This is a genomic window from Pseudomonas sp. CJQ_9 (genome assembly GCF_043106615.1).
In the GTDB taxonomy this organism is placed as follows: domain Bacteria; phylum Pseudomonadota; class Gammaproteobacteria; order Pseudomonadales; family Pseudomonadaceae; genus Aquipseudomonas; species Aquipseudomonas juntendi.
Genome location: NZ_JBICMS010000009.1, coordinates 1 through 17,723, shown reverse-complemented (window position 1 = coordinate 17,723; position 17,723 = coordinate 1). Strand labels below are relative to the sequence as shown.

General features: G+C 61.8%; 15 protein-coding genes. 2 read left to right on the top strand and 13 right to left on the bottom strand.

What is annotated here, in order from left to right; genetic code table 11:
* Window positions 1-1,944 (bottom strand): FTR1 family protein, encoded by a 1,944-nt coding sequence (locus tag ACF8SD_RS01675; protein WP_392484664.1) that lies wholly within the window; start codon window positions 1,942-1,944, stop codon window positions 1-3.
* A gap of 218 nt (window positions 1,945-2,162) precedes the next feature.
* Between ACF8SD_RS01675 and ACF8SD_RS01670 the strand changes: the two genes are divergently transcribed.
* Window positions 2,163-2,618 carry a transposase gene (locus ACF8SD_RS01670; RefSeq protein WP_173887163.1) on the top strand — a complete coding sequence of 152 codons (456 nt, stop codon included), beginning with the start codon at window positions 2,163-2,165 and terminating at the stop codon, window positions 2,616-2,618.
* A gap of 385 nt (window positions 2,619-3,003) precedes the next feature.
* Here the strand turns inward: ACF8SD_RS01670 and ACF8SD_RS01665 are convergent, their stop codons facing one another.
* From ACF8SD_RS01665 to ACF8SD_RS01640, 6 genes are all read right to left on the bottom strand, one after another.
* Window positions 3,004-4,422: an efflux transporter outer membrane subunit gene (locus tag ACF8SD_RS01665; RefSeq protein ID WP_392484663.1), complete on the bottom strand. Its 1,419-nt coding sequence runs from the start codon at window positions 4,420-4,422 to the stop codon at window positions 3,004-3,006.
* A complete protein-coding gene (locus ACF8SD_RS01660; RefSeq protein ID WP_009682395.1) occupies window positions 4,419-5,294 on the bottom strand; it encodes an HlyD family secretion protein in 876 nt (291 codons plus the stop codon). The genes ACF8SD_RS01665 and ACF8SD_RS01660 overlap by 4 nt, the downstream gene beginning before the upstream one ends.
* Window positions 5,291-5,503, bottom strand: a complete 213-nt coding sequence (locus tag ACF8SD_RS01655; RefSeq protein ID WP_009682394.1) for a DUF1656 domain-containing protein — start codon at window positions 5,501-5,503, stop codon at window positions 5,291-5,293. The genes ACF8SD_RS01660 and ACF8SD_RS01655 overlap by 4 nt, the downstream gene beginning before the upstream one ends.
* Window positions 5,500-7,587, bottom strand: a complete 2,088-nt coding sequence (locus tag ACF8SD_RS01650; RefSeq protein ID WP_173887159.1) for an FUSC family protein — start codon at window positions 7,585-7,587, stop codon at window positions 5,500-5,502. Before ACF8SD_RS01650 ends, ACF8SD_RS01655 begins: the two co-directional genes overlap by 4 nt.
* Window positions 7,584-8,036 (bottom strand): MarR family winged helix-turn-helix transcriptional regulator, encoded by a 453-nt coding sequence (locus tag ACF8SD_RS01645; protein ID WP_173887158.1) that lies wholly within the window; start codon window positions 8,034-8,036, stop codon window positions 7,584-7,586. The genes ACF8SD_RS01650 and ACF8SD_RS01645 overlap by 4 nt, the downstream gene beginning before the upstream one ends.
* 209 nt (window positions 8,037-8,245) lie before the next feature.
* Window positions 8,246-9,040 (bottom strand): tetratricopeptide repeat protein, encoded by a 795-nt coding sequence (locus ACF8SD_RS01640; RefSeq protein ID WP_173887156.1) that lies wholly within the window; start codon window positions 9,038-9,040, stop codon window positions 8,246-8,248.
* A 207-nt stretch (window positions 9,041-9,247) separates the two neighbouring features.
* On the opposite strand from ACF8SD_RS01640, the gene ACF8SD_RS01635 reads away from it, so the two are divergent.
* Window positions 9,248-9,808: a WYL domain-containing protein gene (locus ACF8SD_RS01635; RefSeq protein WP_173887154.1), complete on the top strand. Its 561-nt coding sequence runs from the start codon at window positions 9,248-9,250 to the stop codon at window positions 9,806-9,808.
* Window positions 9,809-9,916: 108 nt separating this feature from the next.
* Here the strand turns inward: ACF8SD_RS01635 and ACF8SD_RS01630 are convergent, their stop codons facing one another.
* The 6 genes from ACF8SD_RS01630 to ACF8SD_RS01605 form a co-directional block, all read right to left on the bottom strand.
* Window positions 9,917-10,780 (bottom strand): ABC transporter permease, encoded by an 864-nt coding sequence (locus tag ACF8SD_RS01630; RefSeq protein WP_173887152.1) that lies wholly within the window; start codon window positions 10,778-10,780, stop codon window positions 9,917-9,919.
* Between the two features lie 13 nt (window positions 10,781-10,793).
* Window positions 10,794-11,657, bottom strand: a complete 864-nt coding sequence (locus ACF8SD_RS01625) for an ABC transporter ATP-binding protein (RefSeq protein WP_173887150.1) — start codon at window positions 11,655-11,657, stop codon at window positions 10,794-10,796.
* A gap of 6 nt (window positions 11,658-11,663) precedes the next feature.
* Window positions 11,664-12,683: an ABC transporter substrate-binding protein gene (locus ACF8SD_RS01620; RefSeq protein ID WP_392484662.1), complete on the bottom strand. Its 1,020-nt coding sequence runs from the start codon at window positions 12,681-12,683 to the stop codon at window positions 11,664-11,666.
* 17 nt (window positions 12,684-12,700) lie between these two features.
* Window positions 12,701-13,600 (bottom strand): TauD/TfdA family dioxygenase, encoded by a 900-nt coding sequence (locus ACF8SD_RS01615; protein WP_173887148.1) that lies wholly within the window; start codon window positions 13,598-13,600, stop codon window positions 12,701-12,703.
* A 197-nt stretch (window positions 13,601-13,797) separates the two neighbouring features.
* Window positions 13,798-14,139, bottom strand: coding sequence for a hypothetical protein (locus tag ACF8SD_RS01610; protein WP_009682385.1), 342 nt, complete (start codon window positions 14,137-14,139; stop codon window positions 13,798-13,800).
* 212 nt (window positions 14,140-14,351) lie between these two features.
* Window positions 14,352-17,723: type I secretion C-terminal target domain-containing protein (locus ACF8SD_RS01605; protein WP_392546463.1), on the bottom strand; the 3,372-nt coding region annotated here is incomplete at its 5' end.

The window sequence follows — 17,723 nt, the reverse complement described above, 5'->3', positions numbered from 1 at the left end:
TCAGTTGGCGATTGCCCTGCGCTTCTCAGCCAAACGCGAGCGCCCGTACAGGAACACGATGGCCAGCAACGCCACCGCCTGCGCCGACAGCGAGTAGGCATCGGCATGTATCCCCAGCCAATCGAACTCAAAGAACGCTACCGGGCGCGTGCCCAGCACCCCGGCTTCTTGCAGCGCCTTCACGCCATGCCCGGCGAACACCACCGACAACGTGCACAGCAGTGCCGCATTGATGCTGAAGAACAGCGTAAGGGGCAGCTTGGCCGAACCGCGCAATATCACCCAAGCAAGGCCCACCAGCAGCACCAGCGCCGTGGCGCCGCCTGCCAGCACCGCCTGGTGCCCGGCAGGGCCCGCCTGCAGCCACAAGGTTTCATAGAACAGGATCACTTCGAACAACTCGCGGTACACCGAGAAGAACGCCAGCACCGCGAAGCCAAAGCGCCCGCCACCGCTGACCAGGCTGTTCTTGATGTAGTCCGTCCACGCAGCGGCGTGGCGCCGGTCGTGCATCCATACCCCAAGCCACAGCACCATCACGGCCGCAAACAGCGCCGTGCAACCCTCCAGCAACTCACGCTGGGCACCGCCGACATCGATCACATAGGCCGCCAGCGCCCAGGTAGCGAAGCCAGCGACCAGCGCCAGGCCCCAGCCAATGTTGACGCTGCGTACCGCTGACTGCTGGCCGGTGTTGCGCAGGAACGCCAGGATCGCCGCCAGCACCAGAATCGCCTCAAGGCCTTCACGCAACAAAATCAGCAGGCCCGAGACATAACTCAGCGACCAGCTCAGGCCGTCGCTACCCAGCAGCTTTGCCGCTTGCTCAAGCTTGACCTTGGCTTCGCCCAGGCGCTGCTCGACTTGGCCCACGGGCAGGCCATCCTGCAAGGACTGGCGGTAGGCCATCAGTGTCTTTTCAGTGGCCTTGCGCGCCTGGGTATCGATGTTGTCCAGCGAGCTTTCTACCAGCTCGAAGCCCTCAAGATAGGCCGCAACCGACAGGTCATAGGCCTGGTCGCGGTCGCCTGCGCGGTAAGCGGCCAGGCTTTTGTCGAGCGTACTGGCGGTATATTCGAGCAATTGCGCAGGGCCACGCTTGACCTGCGGCGGCTGGGCACGCTGGGCGCGGAATGCTTCCACGGCCGCGGTGCCTTCGTTGGCGGCGATTTCGGCCGGGGTCTGGCGGGCCAGGTCGGCGATGTTCCAGCTTTTGTCGCCTTTGCCGGCTTCCGGCTTGGCGGTGAAGCTGGCGATGTAGGCCGCCACGTCCCAGCGCTGGCGGTCGTCCAGCTGGTCGGCAAAGGACGGCATCTCGGTGCCGTCGATGCCCAGGGCAAGGGTGTTGTAGAGGTCGAACAGGCTCAACTGGTCAAGGCGCGCGACGTCGCGCAGGTTGGCCGGCGCGGGCTCCAGGCCGACGCCTGCCGGGCCATCGCCCGCGCCGCTTTCACCGTGGCAGATGGCACAGTTTTGTGCGTACAGGGCAGCACCACGAGCCGGGTCCGGGGTGATTATCGGGGCTTGGCTCACCTCATAAGCCACCGCAAGGCGTGCGCCCAGTTGCCGGGCCTGCCTGGATACCGCTGGGCCGTCCAGACGCTGGTCGATGGCCTGGCGCAGCGCTTGCACGCCCTGCTCCAGTGCCGCGTGCTCGGTATTTGCAGGCAGGCCTTTGACCAGTTCGGCCAGTACCGCGCCGAACTCGCGCTGCTCGTCGTATTCGCCGTTGTCGACCACCTTGCCGTCATTCACGGTTGGCGGGTAGTCGGCACCAATGTAGTCGAGCAGGTGCAGGGCTTTGGTAGCCTCGGCGGGGGCTTCAGCCTGTGCCGCAGCGCTGCACAGCGCCAGCACCGTGCCGAGCAATAAAGCCGGCAGCCAGGCAAGCGGACGGGAACGGGTTTTCATGGCCAGTCTCGAAGGGAATGCGAAAGAGAACATTGTTCACTTCCACTTTGCTTCACTCAAGGGTGCTGGGCGGATTTCATGAAAAATCTTGGTACAAATAAGATCACGCGAGATGGCACGGTACCTGGCGGCAGGCTTGCCGGCGATTAAGGCGGCACCGATGCCACAGGAAACACCGGGTACCAAATGATTCACCGCGGGTAGGTCCTTACCCACTAGCCTGTTGAGCCACTATTCAAGAGGCAGGGAACATGGATCGCCCCCATTCAAAGCAGCTACGGCTTGGTCGGTTTTCGGAAACCCGTCGGTTGTATTTGCTTACCAGCACCACCCTGGCAAGAGCCCCAATCTTCAATGACTTTCGCTCAGCCCGCTTGCTGGTGGCCGAGTTCCGCCAGGCTGAAGAGGAAGGTAGCGCCCGATCGCTTGCCTGGGTGGTGATGCCTGACCATTTCCACTGGTTGGTCGAGCTTGGGCCGGCCAGCCTGAAGCGGCTGATGCGCAGGGTGAAGTCCCGTAGCACGATGATGATCAACAGGCATCGAGGGCGAAGCGGCCAGCTCTGGCAGAAGGGGTTTCATGACCGGGCCGTGCGGCGTGAGGAGGATGTGCAGGATGTGGCGCGATATATCGTCATGAACCCCAAGCGGGCGGGTCTTGTTGCGAGGGCTGGGGATTATTCGCATTGGGATGCGATCTGGCTCTGACCGGATGTTGCCTGCGGGGGCCCTATCGCCGGCAAGCCAGCTCCCACAGGGTTACTCATCAGCCTTGCAGCTGGGGCTGGCCTGTCAGGGCCTCAGCGCAGGCAAGCCAGCCCATAGAGCTACTCATCAGCTTTGCAGCAGGGGCTGGCCTGTCAGAGCCTCATCGCCGGCAAGCCAGCCCACAGGGTTACTCATCAGCCTTGCAGCAGGGACTGGCCTGTCAGGGCCTCATCGCAGGCAAGCCAGCTCATAGAGCTACTCATCAGCTTTGCAGCAGGGGCTGGCCTGTCAGGGCCTCATCGCAGGCAAGCCAGCTCGCACAGGAAACTAAAGTGCTCGAGGGCAGCGGAGAACCTGTGGGAGCTGGCTTGCCTGCGATTGGTCCTCAAGGCTTTGCGGTGTCCTTCCAGCCACCACCGAGGGCGAGGAACACGCCGATTTGCCCCAGCGCCACTTGGCTATCGGCCGCTGCCAGTTGCGCGCGCATGTCGGTATAGGTGCGGGTCGCCTGCAAGTCCGCCAGGAACGACTCACGCCCGGCTTGGTAGTACCGGTGCGTCTGATCAGCCGCATCCTTGGCCGACTTCTCTGCCTCGGCCAGCGCATCACGCCGGTCCAGCAGGGCACTGTACTGCGCGAGGCGAGTCTGGGTCTCGCGGATGGCGTTCAGTACCACGCCGTCGAAATTCGCCAAGGCTGCTTGCGTAGAGGCTTCAGCCATGCGAATGCGGGCGCGTGTGCCGTTGGTGGGGATGCTCCAGCTGATCTGCGGGCCGAAACCCCAGCGGTTGGTCGACGGCTCACCAAGGTTTTCCAGAATACCAATCGTGCCCACCTGCGCACCGATGCTGATGTCCGGGTACAGCGCGCCGGTAGCAACCCCGATAGAGGCAGTTGCTGCGGCCAGCTGGCGTTCGGCCTGGCGCACATCAGGCCGGCGTTTGAGCAACGCAGCACCGTCGCCCACCGGCACCAACTGGTTCAGGTGCGGCAGCTCGGCACAATCGGCGGTGCCGGCGGGCAACTGGTCTACCGGTTTGGCCAATAACGCAGCCAAGGTGTACAGGCCGGTTTCACGCTCGGCCTTGAAGCGCGGCAGTTCGGCGCGCAAGGACTTGAACTGGGTCTGTGAGCGGGTGACCTGGGTTTCATCGCCACGACCTGCATCACGCAAGCGCTGGTTGAGCTTCACGCTTTGCTCCTGCAAGTCGAGCGACTGGCGGGCGATGTGGTATTCCTCGTTGGCCGAGCACACTTGGGTATACGCCTTGACCACGTCGGCCACCAAGGTGATGCGGGCGGTATCGGCAGCAGCCTGCACCGCGTCTGCATTGGCCTTTGCAGCCTCGGTGCCACGCTTGAACGTGCCCCACAGGTCGAACTGATACGAAGCGCTGATGATGGCCTCGCCAATGTTGGCCACCGGCACCTTCTCAGGCTGCAGGAACGCTTCGCCAGACTCCTGCAAGCGCTGGGCACCCAGTTTTACGCCGCCGTTGAAGCCACCTTGCGACTCGGCCACTTCGACCTGGGCGCGGGCCTTGGCGATGTTGGCCGCGGCTACGCGCAGCTCGGTATTGGCACTCAGGGCCTGGCGCACCAGCTCGTTCAGCCGTCGATCCTGATACAACTGCCACCAGTCCTCGGGCACCGGCGCCGAAACCACGCTGTCGGCATCCTGGCGCAGCGGGCCATTGAGGTCGCTGCGTTGCACCGCCGCGTCCTTCGGCACCTCATAGTCGGGGCCGACCATCATGCAGGCCCCCAGCGACAGGCACAGGCCAGCCAGGATGAGCTGTTTCATGGGTGCTGGCCCTCGATGATCGACACCGTGGCGGTACGCCCGGCGATCATGCGGAAGTCCTCAGGCACTTCGTCAAACGCGATGCGCACCGGAATACGCTGGGCCAGGCGCACCCAGCTGAACGCCGGGTTGACGTTTGGCAGCAGGTTGGCGCCGCTGCTGCGGTCGCGGTCTTCGATACCGGCGGCAAAGCTCTGCACATGGCCGCGCAGGCGGGTGTTGTCGCCCATCACGCGGATATCCACGGCATCGCCGAGGTGGATGCCGCCAAGCTTGGTTTCTTCGAAGTAGCCATCGACGTGGTACGAGGCACTGTCGACCACCGACAGCACAGGGCGGCCGGCGGTGACGAATTCGTGGTTACGCGGCGCACGGTCGTTCAGGTAACCGTCCACCGGGCTGCGTACCACCGAGCGGTCGAGGTTGAGCTGGGCGGTATCGACTGCCACCTGTGCCTCGCTGACGGCCGAGCGGGCGCGGGCCACGCGGGACTGGCTTTCCTCCAGTTGCTCGGCCGCCACCAGGTTGCCCAGCTTGCGGTTGCGCTGCGCTTCGCGGGAGGCCTGGGCCAGGGTTTCCTGGCGCTCGCCGAGGGTGGCCTTGGCCTGGCGCAGGGCCAGGGTGAAGCGGTCCTGGTCGATGGTGAACAGCACGTCGCCGCGCTTGACGGTCTGGTTGTCGTGCACCTCGACTTTCTGGATCAAGCCCGACACATCGGGGGCGATCTGGATCACGTCGGCGCGGATATGGCCGTCGCGCGTCCAGGGCGCAAACATGTAGTAGACGACCATCTGCCATACGAGCACGGCGGCGAACGTCACTACCAGCAAGGTCAGGACCACACGGCCCAGGGTCAGCAAAGGTTTTTTCATGGCAGCATCAGGTTTCGGCAAAAGTGGTCCACCGCGCCAAGCAGCACGGCATACAGGGCAACGTTGAACAACGCCCGGTGCCAGACCAGGCGGTAGAAATGCATGCGCACCAGCACCGCGTGCAGCCCAAGGAACAGCAGGTAGGTGCCAAGCATCATCACCAACAGCGTGGGCAGGAACACCCCGCTGATATCCAGTTCACCAATCACAGGGGCGCTCCGTCGAGGCCGGCAGGCAGTTGCAGTTGTTCGGCGGGTTCGAGCATCACCTCCACACCTGGCAGCAGGGCAAGGCGCAGGCCGCTCAGCGCATGCAGCAGGTGGGTGCGGGCATCGCCACGCTCGTACAGTTCATCCAGGTTCAGCGCCAGCCGCGCCCGCTCCATGTTGCGCAGCAGCGCAGCCGGCGCATGCAGGCGCTGGCCAGCGTGCAGGCAGGCGGCGTAGTGCGCACCCACCTCGGCAACCACGGTATTGAGCCGCTCACGGGCCTGCTGACCAGCGCGCGGCAGGTAGGCCAGCAAGTCGAGCAGGTTCAACCCAACACGCAGGTCACGCAGCGCTACACCGCTGTCCTGGCCCGTTTGCGACAGGCGCGGCAGGTGCTGCATCAGGCGGTCTAGCATCTGTACGCCAAGCTTGCGATGTTCGGCCAGGGTCGCCGGCTCGGTCATTTCGACAATGTCGCGCCAGGCGAAGCGGGTCATGCGCTTGGCAGCCAGCTCTACCCCAAAGGGGCGCATGACCAGGGTCCAGATGAAGGCGAACAGCAGGCCGACGGGCCCGGCCAGGTTGGAATTCAGGAAGGTGAAGAAGTCAGCGTCATAGGCGCCCTGGATGCTGATGAAGGTCGAGGTGTTGACGATGGTCAGCAACGTACCCAGGTAAAAACGCGGTTGCACGGTCAGGGTCCCGACACAGATGAACGGCACGGCAAAGGCCAGCACCAGCATCGGGAAGTCGTGCAGGTTGGGCAGCACCAGGAACAGGTACAGGCTGGAGAAGATCACCGACAGCAAGGTCCAGAAGAAGAACCGGTAGATCTGCGGTGCCGGGTCGTCCATGGCCGCGAAGAAACTGCACGACACGGCCGCGAGGATTACCGCGCTGGCGCCGTCGTTCCAGCCCAGGCCAATCCACAGGCCACAAGCGACGATGATCGCCAGCACCGTGGTGGCCACCGAGTACAGCATCAGGCCACGGTCGAAGAACGGGGTCAGGCGGCCCAGGCGCCAGTGCCGGTACACAGCCCGCCAGGGCTTGGCGTCGTCGGTGCGCAGGGCATGTTGCAAGGTGCAGCAGTCCTGCCACAGGTCGGCCCATTCGGTCAGCCGGTACAGGGCGTTGGATAACAGCAGCTCGGCGCGCTGGTCGAGCATGGCGGCAGCGGGCTGCAGGCGCTCGATCTGCTCGTGCAGCGCAGCCCAGCGGGCGACAGAAGCGCTGGCGGCAGTTCCTTGCAGCCATTCGCGAGCGCTGGCGAGCACAGGCTGCAACTGGGCGAACTGAGCCGGGGCGCGGCCCTCCAGTGCAACCAGCGCATCATCGAGCGCATCGATGACCGGCAGCAGGTGAATCATCCGCCCACGCAGTTCACGGGCGTTTTTCAGGGTATGCGGGCCAGCCCCTTCGTGGCCGAGCTGGCCGATCATCAGCTCCAGCGAGTTGAAGGTGGTGACCATCGCTCCGCGCATGCCGCCGACCTTGTCGGTGCTGCCAGCGCGGGCCAGGTAGGTATCGCTGTAGTTAAGGGCCTCGGTAAACCAGTTGCCGGTGGCGCCGACCACCACTGGGGCCAGCCGACGAGGCCAGAAAATGGCGCCAACGACGGCTGCGCAGACAATCCCCAGGCAGATTTCCTGGGCGCGGGAAGACGCGACGTCAAACACCGCCAGGGGGTTATCCACAACCGCCAGTGCGATCATCGGCAAGGTGTAGCCGGCCAGCATCAGCATGTAGTTGTTGGCCGTGCGCAGGTTCAGCGAAAGGAACAGCAGGGTGCCGGTCCACAGGGCAATGGCAATGCTCAGCAGCAAAGGCGACTGGACCAGCGGTGGCACCAGCAGGACCGCCCCCCCTGCACCGAGCAAGGTGCCCACGGCACGGTACAGCGCCTTGGAGCTGGTTGGGCCAACGAATGGGCTGGAAACGATGTACACCGTGGCCATGGCCCAGTAGGGCCGCGGCAACTGCATAAGCAGGGCAATGTACAGGGCGATCATCGAGGCCGCGAAGGTGCGCACACCGTAGAACCAGTCCCGCGCCGGGGGGACCGAGCTGAAGAAGCCGTTCATGCCACCCCGCCTGCACCGCCCAGGCCGGCAGCTTCAAAGGCGCGCAGCACGCGCAAGGCAGCTTCCAGATCAGCCTGATCGATGCCTTGCAGCACATCCTTACGCAGACGCACCAGCTCGGCTTCGATGGCTTCGGCTAAACGGCGGCCTTCAGCGGTGAGGCTAAGGGCCTTGGCACGACGGTCGAGGGGGTCTTCACTGCGGCAGACCAGGCCAGCCTTGCACAGTTGGTCGAGCAGGCGTACCAGTGACGGGCTTTCCAGGCCGGCTGCCTGGGCCACCGCCACCTGATGCACACCGTCGCCGAGGCGCACGATCATCAGCAGCGGCGCAGCGCAGGCCTCGGAGATGCCGTAACCGGTCAACGCGCAATGGCAGATGCGCCGCCAATGGCGAGCCGCAACTACCATGCCACTGCTGACCTGCAGGCGCAGGAGATCAAGGGACATGAACAGTATCCAGGCATATTCATAGTTTGCTAACTATCAATATACGCTCGTACCTCCCCCTGTCGTCAATAGCGGGTGACGAGGGGTATTGATGAATGGTTGTGCATGCTGGAGGTGGATTGCCTGTGCTGGCCCTATCGCCGGCAAGCCGGCTCCCACAGGTATTGCACACATACTGCAGCCTGTGGCCGCCTGTGCGAGCGGGGGAATCAGGGGTGTATCTGGTCTTCCAGCTTCATGGTCAGGGCGAGCGTACTGCCCATCTGCAAGGCCCGGTCGCGCCACTGCAGGTAGCGCACGCCGTCACGGCTGCTGAAATGCACCGCCAGCTCTTCGGCCGCCTGTACCACCCCTGCGGCTGCCGCCAGTTCCAGCCAGTACAATGCGGCCTTGATGTCGGGCTCCACGTACAACCCGTGCATCAAGCGATAACCCACCTCGAAGCGGCAACGCGCTTCGCCACGCTCGGCCCCGCGCATGAACCACTGGTAGGCCTGCACCAGGTCTACCTGCCATTGCTGCTCGCCATCGCACACTTCTTCTTCATACAGGTCACCCAACGCCGCCGCGGCATGCAGCATGCCGCGCTCGAAGGCCTGCCGGTAGCAATCCGCCGCCTGGGTATAGGAGGGGTCGACGCCCTTGCCGAAGTAATGCTGCTGGCCAAGGTTGAACCACGCGGCAGCATGGCCCTGCAGCGCCGCCATGCGCAACAGGTGCCCGGCCAGCACGGTATCAGCGCGCCAATACTTGCCGTTGAGCCAGATCCAGCCCAGGTCGTTAAGTGCCGCTACGCTACCTTGCAACGCCTGGTGGCGCAGGTCGGCGTAAACCGCTTGCAGGTCACTGGCTTCATCCAGGCGGTTGATCAGCAGCGAGCGCTGGCTGGGCAAGCCTACCCCGGCGAACAACCGATGCCGCCTGCCGGCCGGTGCTGGGGCGGCGATGACCCGTTCGGGCAAAAGGCGGGCAAGCAGCGAATGGATATTGCTGGCAGCAGACATGTTCATCCTCATTGAACGACGCACAACCCCAACCTTCGGCTGTGATGAGGCGTGATTCTGCGTGATGTCACGTCAAAACCTGTCGCGAACGATTCGGCACCAGGCAACCAAATGCGACTTACTTGATCTGAGCAGGGCGTGGCCAATTGCCATGCCCCTCGCCTGCCGCCATGCTATGACGGCAAGCCTAGACAAGGACGTTATCTTTTGCCGTTCGCCACCACTCGCGCCACCCTCAGCCGTCAATGGGCGCTGCTGCGTCAGCTACCCAGTCGCTCCCCGGGCATTACCAGCGCCGAGCTGGTGTGGCGCCTGCGCGATGTGGGCTTCACTGTCAGCAAGCGTACCGTTGAACGCGACCTGAATGAGCTTTCATTGATTTTTCCGCTGGAGCGCAATGACAAGAGCATACCGTTCGGCTGGCACTGGGCGGCCAGTGCCGTGGGCGAATTGCGCGGTAATTTCGACTTGCTGACCCACTTGCGCGGCGATGCACTGCAACCGGCCCAGGGGGAGGGCGTGGAGTTGGTGGCGTGGATCAGCGATGCATTGGCGCGGCAGTTGCGCGAAGCGCCGCTGAGCAGCGACATGCAGCTGACGGCGCTTGAGCATGGGCACCGGCTGCGAGCCACGGTCAGCGATGGCTGGCCGATGCGCTGGTGGCTGTTGAGCCAGGGTGATGGGGTGGTGGTGGAGCAGCCGATAGGGTTGCGTGAGGAGATTGGCAAAACCCTGAGCAATGCGGCTGCGCAGTACCAGAAGATGTAGCCTGTACTGCCCCTATCCCCGTCAAGCCAGCTCGGGCACGCCAAACGCCGCAAGCAAGATTGTCGCCGACCCTGGGCGCTGGCTTGCCGGCGTCCGGGCCGGTACAGGTCAGCGCTGCATCCCCCAGCGCCGCACGGTCAGCCGCTCAAGGGTATTGAACACCAGTCCTTCTACCAGCAGACCAATCAGGATCACCACCGCCAACCCGGCAAACACCTTGTCGGTATACAGCTCGTTGCGATTCTGAAAGATGTACCAGCCAAGCCCGCCTTTGCCACTGCTGGCCCCGAACACCAGCTCAGCAGCGATCAGGGTGCGCCAGGCAAATGCCCAGCCAATCTTCAAACCCGACAGGATCGATGGCAACGCCGCCGGCACCAGGATGTACAGCACTAGCCGCAGCCCTTTGAGGCCATAGTTGCGGCCGGCCATGCGCAGGGTCTCGGACACGCCCAGGAACCCAGCGTAGGTGTTGAGCGCCAGCGCCCAGAGCACAGAATGCACCAGCACGAAGATCAAGCTGTTATCACCCAGGCCGAACCACAGCAAGGCCAGTGGCAACAGCGCGATGGCCGGCAGTGGGTTGAACATCGAGGTCAGCGTGCCCAGCAAGTCACGCCCCAATTGGGTCGAAACGGCCAGACTGGTCAGGCCGAAGGCAAGGACGATACCCAGCACATACCCTTTGATCAGGATTACCAGCGAAACCCCGACCTTGGCCAGCAGCTCGCCACTGACCAGGCCGTCCCAGAGGGCCGCGGCGGTTTGCAAGAAGCCAGGCAGCAGCAAGTCATTGCTCTGGTAGCGGGCGACCGCCTCCCAGAGTACGGCGATAACCAACAGAAGTGCCGCCTTGCGCAGCCAGCCCTGCTGCCACAGGCGCTGGGCCAAGGGTAATTGCCGCTCCACAGGCACACTGAGCAGGGGCTGCAGTTGCACTTCATATGCCCGGCGTAAAGGGGTAGTGGTCATGGCTGAGACTCCTTCAGTAAGCAACGCGAATATCGTTGAAGCCAAGGCCTTCATGCGGCTCGGGCCTATCCGCCTCGTCGAACAGCAAGCGGTGGATACGCCGGGCACTGGCCTGGAAGTCACTCCCGCCCAAGCTGCCCAGGTCATACTGATGGCTGTGCACCTCAGCACGCACCCGCCCTGGGTGGGGCGACAGCAACAGGATGCGGTTGCCGACCACCAGTGCTTCTTCGATAGAGTGGGTCACGAACAGCAAGGTGAAGCGGACTTCCTCCCATAACGACAGCAATTCTTCCTGCATCTTTCGCCGGGTCAGGGCGTCCAGAGCAGCAAACGGCTCGTCCATCAGCAGGATCTTCGGCTGCGTGGCCAAGGCGCGAGCAATCGCTACGCGAGCTTTCATGCCGCCCGACAAAGTGTGTGGGTAGGCATCGGCGAAAGCCGCCAGGCCGACCTTGTCAAGGTAATGCAGCGCTCGCTCCTGGGCCTCGGCACGTGTTAGCTGGCCCGACACCAGTAGCGGGAACATGACATTCTGCTTGACCGTTTTCCACGGTGGCAGCTGGTCGAACTCCTGGAACACCACAATACGGTCAGGCCCTGGGCCGCGGATCGCCTGGCCCTGCAACAGCATCTGCCCTTCCTCGGGCGCAATGAACCCGGCTACTGCCTTGAGCAAGGTGGACTTGCCGCAACCGGACGGCCCGAGCAACACAAAACGGTCGGCAAGGTCGACTTCGAAGCTGACCTGGTGAGTAGCGCGCACCACGCGCTGCGCGGTGCGGTATTCGAGGCTGAGGTTGTCCACCTTGAGCAAAGGCGGAGTGGCGACACGGCTCAGGTTGCTGGCCGCGTGGCCTGGCAAAGGGGCGGTCATGATCGCTCAGCTCCCCTGCAACGGGCGTTCATCCTGGAAGAAATAGTCCTTCCACGATTCGGGCTTGTGCTTGATGGCGCCGACCCGATACAGGAAATCGGCCAGCTTGTAGGTATTCTTTGGCGTGATTGTGAACTCGTATTGCAGGTTGTCGATCAGCTTGATCAGCGCGTCGCGGTCGATCTTGGCCTTGGTCACGCGGATGTAGGTATCGGCAGCAGCTGCCTTATCGTTCTGGGCGAAGTCTGCCGCTTCGGCCAGGGCGTCGACAAAGGCCTTGTAGGTTTTTGGGTTGTCCTTGCGGAATTTTTCGGTGGCAAACAGCAACGTCGGCGAGTTGGGGCCGAGCAGGTCATAGCTGTTGAGCACCACGTGCACGTTCTTGTTGGCCAGTACCTGGTCTTGGAACGGCGGATTGGAGAAGTGTCCGTTCAGTTCGGTGCCGCCGGCCAGCAACGCGGCAGTGGCGTCCGGGTGCGGTACCGCCAAGGTAAACTTGTCGAGCCGGTTGTATTCCTTATCGCCCCACTGTTGGGCAGCGGCGTACTGCAGGAAGCGCGACTGCACCGAAACGCCTACCGCCGGCACCGCGATGCGGTCTTTATCGGAAATGTCGGCAATAGTCTTCACATTGGGGTTGCTGCTGACCAGGTAATACGGGAAATTGCCCAGCGAAGCCACGGCCTTGACGTTCTGCCGACCCTTGGTGCGGTCCCAGACGGTCAGCAGCGGGCCGACGCCGGCGCCGGCGATGTCCACCGAGCCAGACAGCAAAGCGTCGTTGATGGCCGAACCACCCGACAGTTGGGCCCAGTCGACTTCGATGTTGATGCCCTGCTCTTTGCCGTGCTTCTCGATCAGGTGCTGGTCGCGTACCACGTTAAGCAGCAAGTAGACGATGCCAAACTGCTCGGCTATGCGGATCTTGCCTTCTGCTCGTGCCACGGCAGGGGCTGCCAGACTGCTGACGACCAGGCTAACGCCCAGGCCGATACTTGCCGCCAGGCGGCTGATGGGTTTGCGCATGATGGTTTCCTCAGTCTTCAGAAAGGGGCATCGCCCTGGATGGTGGTGCGGTAGAGCTTGCGCCGCAGGTGGGAGGGGCAACCGGTAGCCAGGTGGATCAGCGAGCGGTTGTCCCAGAACACCAGATCATGGGGCTGCCACTGGTGGCGATAGAGGTTCTGCTCCAGTACGCTCAGGGCGTACAGCTGTTGCAACACGTCGCGGCTTTCGTCGTCTGGAAGGCCAACAATGCGAGTGGTGAAGCCTTCGCTGACAAACAGCGCCCTACGGCCGTTTTCCGGGTGGGTACGCACCACCGGGTGGATAACCTCCTTCACCTGAGCCAACTGCTCGGCAGTCAAGGTAGGGCGCCAGTTGCCCTCAAACTTGGTTTCTGCGTAGCGGGCAGTGTACGAGTGAGCGGCGCTGCGGCCTTCGACCACTTTGCGCAGGGCGTCAGGCACGGCGTCCCAGGCTTTATGCATGTCGGCAAACAGGGTGTCGCCACCTTCACTGGGCAACTCCTGCGCATGCAGCATGGAACCCAGGCTAGGCAGTTCCTTGTATGACAGGTCCGAGTGCCAGAACTTGCCGGCGTCACCCAGGCCGATGTGCTGGCCGTTTTCGATGATATTGGAAACGATCAGGATCTCGGGGTGGCCAGCAAGCAGGAACTGCTTGAGCACGTGGATCTGCAATTCGCCGAAACGTCGGCTGAAGGCTATTTGCTGTTCCGGGCTGATGCGCTGGTCGCGGAACACCAGCACATGATGATCGAGGTGGGCACGATGGATTCGGCTGAAATCCTCGGCGTTGACAGGCCTGGCCAGATCCAGGCCGATGATTTCGGCACCGGTGGCTCCGGCGAACGGGTGGATTTCGAAGGGTTGCGGCTGGGCGCTGTCGATGATCGACAATGCGTTCGAGGCGGCTGACATTATTCACTCCCACGCAGTGCGCGACTTCAATTCGCGCAACGATCAGAAACGCACGGGGATTTCCCGTGTGGGTTCAAGTCGTGCGGCGCATCGATTGGTCGACGGGTACGCAGTGGAAGCAACTATAAAGTCATAAACAGGATATTTTAAATACCGTCATGGAATATTAATAGCATCGCAACCGAGGCGTCACAGCCTCAGATCAACCCGCCCTGCTCATCTTCGTCGATCAGGTTATTCAGGCTGCTGAGGGCCTTGCGCGCGGTAGCGCGGTTCAGGAGCTTGGCCTGTGCCCCCGGCGGCAGGTCAGTGATCTTGAATACCCCTTTGGCAGTCAGCACATCGATCAGGTCTTCAAGTACGCGGATCATGTCCAGGTCACTTTGCTTGAGCTGATTGAGGCTGTTTTCCACGACATCATCAGCGAACCATTCCTGAATATCGGCGTGGTCGGCTGGGAGCATCTCGGTGAACGCATCAAAAGCGGCTGCCTCTACACGCAGCAACTCACCGGCGGCATTGCGTTGCACGTAGAACATGGCGGTGTCCCTCGTCACTTTGGTTCCTTGTTGGTAGGCAGCAGCATAGGCAAAGATCAGCAGGCACGCAGGCCCAACGCCTGAGTATGCGCTGTAGGAAGATGCCGGGAAAGAGCCGGCACGGCCATTACCCGGTTGATGGGGCCCTTGCGGGCGCGGCATTGTGGGATCAAGCAGGGGCCACGACGGTCAGGCGCGGCCCCTTCAACACATCAGCTGTCCTTGTTGTGGATGATGATGGTCGGGTCAGCACCGCTGATCAACGAGTTGATCGTGGTGTTGGACCAGTTCACCCCTTCGAGCTTGATGGTCACATCGGCATTGGCGATACCCCCTGCGGCGTTGAGCTTGCCTTCGCTGCTGACCTGCAAGGTGGTCGTACCTTCAACCGTGGTGAGTTTCAGGTAATTGTCGATGGTACTGCCCTTCTCGCCTTGCAGCAGATCGCTCAAGTCGATCTTGTCCTTGTCCCCCATCTTGAAGTCTTTGATGACGTCGTTACCGAAATCACCCGCCTTCCACACGAAGGTATCTGCGCCGCTGCCGCCGATCAGGATATCGTCGCCCTGGCCACCGATGAGGGTGTCGTTGCCGGTACCGCCCAGCAGGATATCGTTGCCTTTGCCACCATCGAGCGTGTCGCTACCACCTTGGCCAAAGAGAATGTCGTTGCCATTGCCGCCCGACAGGATGTCGTTGCCGTCTTTGGCGCCGGAGATGTCAAACTCGTTGTAATGCTCAGTGATGTACTGGTGGACATTGCTGGTGGTGATGGAGCTGACATCAACGCCGCTCTTCTGTGCAACGTAGGTTTGCAGTGCCTGGTAGCCCTCGCTGACGACACCGTTGAGGGTGATCAGGTCGCCGAAGATGATGTCATTGCCGTTGCCACCGTCGATGGTATCGGCACCTGGCACCGTGGCTTCGGTATGACCGAGAATCGCCTTCGCCAGGTCGGACGGGTCGATGTTGGTCTGCGGCTTGCCTGCGCTGTCGTAAGGCTTCAGATCATTGAGGCTGATGTCGTCGTTCAAGCCAATAGCGTAGACCTTGCTCAAACCGGGAACTGTAGAACTGCCTCCCAACAGCACGAAGCTGTCGGTCGTATTCGAGGCTGAATCATTCCAGTTCGAGGTCGTGCCCTTACCAGTGCCGCCCTGGCTGGAAAACTCGTAGGTACCATCGCCTTGAGCATGAATCGTACCCAGCGTGTCGCTAGAGTAAAGAACGAAGTTACCCCATATGTTATAGCCATAGGTCGAGACTTTGACCACGCCAGTACTGCTGATATCAACTTTGTGCGTCGCATCAGCCCATTCGCTGAAGGTGCCACCCACTTTGTAGTTGTTGACATTGACAACATCGTCGAGGGTCTTGCCACCCGTCCACAGCCGTTTGTCGGTAACTTCATTGCGTTGGTAGAACGTCGGTTTGCCGTCCGTGATGAAGTACGTCAGGTTGTCCGCACCGGTGTTTCCGGTAGCCATCGTGCTCTTGAAGAAGTTTGCAGTAGTCTTGAAGGCGTCTTCGTAGTTAGTACCGCCACCCTCTGTCCCACCTTGCATCGACTTCAAAACAGCCTGCAATTGGCTGAGGGCATTCGGGTCGGCAAGGTTCACTGCAACGTTCATGTTGACCTGCGAATCGAAGTCCACCAGGAAAATGTTTACCGTACCCGACGTGTCGGAACCCAAGCTTGCTTTGAGCGTGGAGAACACCGAAGCCAGCTGCGACTTGGCGGCAGCAATCGAGTCGTCAGTCATACTGCCGGAACTGTCCACGATAAACGCGATGTTGTAGTTCTTGCCCGCTACAACGTTCAGCCCGGAAACATCTGCAACAATGATGTCGTTACCTTCGCTGCCAGTCATGGCGTCGTTGCCCGATGTGCCTACGCTGGCCTTGTAGGTCGCGGGATACACGGTTACCGGGATATTGCCGGTGGTAATAGCCGAACCACCCACGCTTTCAGTGGCAGTCGAGATGACCGTGACGTCGAACGAACCTTTGTAGTACGTCGGGGGCGTGAGCGTAAGGCTGCTGAGTTTCCAGCCCGTTACATCCACCGGCGTGCTGCCTACCGTGACGGTATGGCCTGCACCGTCGCTAAGTACGGTCCCTTTGGGGATACCACTGAGGCTTACGCTCAGGGTTTCCGAACCGTCAGTGTCGGTCAGGGCGGTGGAGATAGCCACCAGTTTGACCGAGCCGCCTTCCGGCCCCTCGTTAAGCTTGTAGCCGTCGTAGTAGCTTTGCCCGTTCACAGTGTGCAGATCGGACACGCCCAGGCCAGCCTTGGCCATCTCGGTCACGTTCTGGTACATCTTGATGTTCGAACTGCTCAGGTCGGTGACAGCACCGGTGCCGACCTTGATGTTCAGGTCATAGCTGCCTGGCCCAGACTGGTTGGCGTGATAGACCTCAATCGGGTAGTAGCCGCTGGTGTTCGGGGTAAAGGTCCCCGATACCTGCCCGCCAGCCCCCCAAGTGGCAGTGACCACAGTCTTGCCGCCGATGGTCACCACGAAGCTGTCGTCGGCAGTGCCGCTGAAGGTATAGGTCTTGCCGGCTTCGAGGTAGATAAGGCCGGATGTTTTCGAGCCGGTGCCAGCTGCAACGCTCCCGTCGGATTGAACGTTGGTAGTGGTGCTGCTGGAGCTGGCACTGCCCGAGTTGGCAAAGACCGTCTTCAGGTCATCGCCGGTAATGCCGTTACCACCCGTCCCCAGACCTTTGAGGCTGTTCCAGACTTCCTTGGTGAGGCCTTTGGAATCGATGTCGGCGCTGCCGAAACTCAGCGTCGGCTTGTCGGCAACCGGGCGAATGTCGACCTTCATGGTCGAGTCAGTGCCTACGTTGGTGCCGTCATTCGGCTTGAACTTGAATTGTGCGTAGTCGGCTTGCTGGTTGCCCACGCCGGTGCCGCCATAATTATCGGTACCCGACTCGTTGCGCAGCGGAACGAACTTCAGGTTGCCGGCCTCGATGCTGGCCTGGCTGACAACCTGGCCAACGCCCACATTGGTCCAGGCCGTGCCGTTGAAGAACTGCAACGTGCCGGAACCCGGGATCGAGCTGATGGTTACCGACAGACCAGTGTTGCCATCCGGGTCGGAGACATTGAAGTCGCTCCAGGCAAACACATAGTCGGTGTCTTCCACACCAAACACTGCACCGCCGCTCGAAACTGGCAGGTGGTCGTTGTCCACGATGGTCGTGGTAACGCTCGATTTGCTGGTATCCACCTGCAGGTTCTCGAACTTGCCACCCGACACGCCTACGATCGTCACCACAAAGTTTTCGGTACCCTCGACCAGCTTGTCGTCGATGGTGCCGATGGTGAACGTGGTACCGCTGCTGTTGGCCGGAATCTTCACAGTGGTCACACCGATGAAGTCCTCGCCGTTCTTGGCGGTGCCGCTGTAGCTGAGCGTGACGGTGACTTCGTCCTTGGCCTCGTGGGTGAGATTCAGGGTGTACGTACCCGTCTCGCCTTCGTTCAGAGACGTCGTGCCATTGATGCTGACTTTGGCGACGTCGCCTTGGCCAGACGGTTCGTCGGTTACCGATGTGCTGACGCTGGT

Bases quoted from the DNA above. Each gene is read 5' to 3' on its own strand.
- ACF8SD_RS01675 (WP_392484664.1), bottom strand. From the start codon at position 1,944: ATGTTCTCTTTCGCATTCCCTTCGAGACTGGCCATGAAAACCCGTTCC.
- ACF8SD_RS01670 (WP_173887163.1), top strand. From the start codon at position 2,163: ATGGATCGCCCCCATTCAAAGCAGCTACGGCTTGGTCGGTTTTCGGAA.
- ACF8SD_RS01665 (WP_392484663.1), bottom strand. From the start codon at position 4,422: ATGAAACAGCTCATCCTGGCTGGCCTGTGCCTGTCGCTGGGGGCCTGC.
- ACF8SD_RS01660 (WP_009682395.1), bottom strand. From the start codon at position 5,294: ATGAAAAAACCTTTGCTGACCCTGGGCCGTGTGGTCCTGACCTTGCTG.
- ACF8SD_RS01650 (WP_173887159.1), bottom strand. From the start codon at position 7,587: ATGAACGGCTTCTTCAGCTCGGTCCCCCCGGCGCGGGACTGGTTCTAC.
- ACF8SD_RS01645 (WP_173887158.1), bottom strand. From the start codon at position 8,036: ATGTCCCTTGATCTCCTGCGCCTGCAGGTCAGCAGTGGCATGGTAGTT.
- ACF8SD_RS01640 (WP_173887156.1), bottom strand. From the start codon at position 9,040: ATGTCTGCTGCCAGCAATATCCATTCGCTGCTTGCCCGCCTTTTGCCC.
- ACF8SD_RS01630 (WP_173887152.1), bottom strand. From the start codon at position 10,780: ATGACCACTACCCCTTTACGCCGGGCATATGAAGTGCAACTGCAGCCC.
- ACF8SD_RS01625 (WP_173887150.1), bottom strand. From the start codon at position 11,657: ATGACCGCCCCTTTGCCAGGCCACGCGGCCAGCAACCTGAGCCGTGTC.
- ACF8SD_RS01620 (WP_392484662.1), bottom strand. From the start codon at position 12,683: ATGCGCAAACCCATCAGCCGCCTGGCGGCAAGTATCGGCCTGGGCGTT.
- ACF8SD_RS01615 (WP_173887148.1), bottom strand. From the start codon at position 13,600: ATGTCAGCCGCCTCGAACGCATTGTCGATCATCGACAGCGCCCAGCCG.
- ACF8SD_RS01610 (WP_009682385.1), bottom strand. From the start codon at position 14,139: ATGTTCTACGTGCAACGCAATGCCGCCGGTGAGTTGCTGCGTGTAGAG.